Annotated in this window: 1 protein-coding gene; it reads left to right on the top strand. The window is 69.4% G+C overall.

Annotated elements, in window-relative coordinates:
- A partial coding sequence (locus tag JK359_RS38525) for a carboxyl transferase domain-containing protein (RefSeq protein WP_307788469.1) occupies positions 1–663 on the top strand: 663 nt, incomplete at both ends.

Below are 663 nucleotides of genomic sequence, written 5' to 3'. Positions count from 1 at the left end.
GGCGACCGAGGCGCAGCACGCCAAGGGCAAGCTGACGGCGCGGGAGCGCATCGAGCTGCTCCTCGATCCCGGGTCCTTCCAGGAGGTCGAGCAGCTGCGCCGGCACCGGGCGACCGGTTTCGGGATGGAGGCCAAGAAGCCGTACACCGACGGTGTCGTCACCGGCTGGGGCACGGTCGAGGGCCGTACGGTCTTCGTCTACGCGCACGACTTCCGGATCTTCGGCGGCGCGCTGGGCGAGGCTCACGCCACGAAGATCCACAAGATCATGGACATGGCCATCGCGGCCGGTGCGCCGCTGGTCTCCCTGAACGACGGCGCCGGCGCCCGTATCCAGGAGGGTGTCTCGGCCCTGGCCGGCTACGGCGGCATCTTCCAGCGCAACACCAAGGCGTCCGGTGTCATCCCGCAGATCTCGGTGATGCTCGGGCCGTGCGCGGGCGGCGCAGCCTACAGCCCCGCCCTGACGGACTTCGTCTTCATGGTCCGCGAGACCTCGCAGATGTTCATCACCGGCCCGGACGTGGTCAAGGCCGTCACCGGTGAGGAGATCACCCAGAACGGCCTGGGCGGCGCCGACGTCCACGCCGAGACCTCCGGCGTCTGCCACTTCGCGTACGACGACGAGGAGACGTGCATCGCCGAGGTGCGCTACCTCCTCTC

It is taken from the genome of Streptomyces actinomycinicus, assembly GCF_016741775.1.
Classification (GTDB): Bacteria; Actinomycetota; Actinomycetes; order Streptomycetales; family Streptomycetaceae; genus Streptomyces; species Streptomyces actinomycinicus.
The sequence above is the reverse complement of the archived record's forward strand: the minus strand, read 5'-3'. Positions and strand labels throughout refer to the sequence as shown.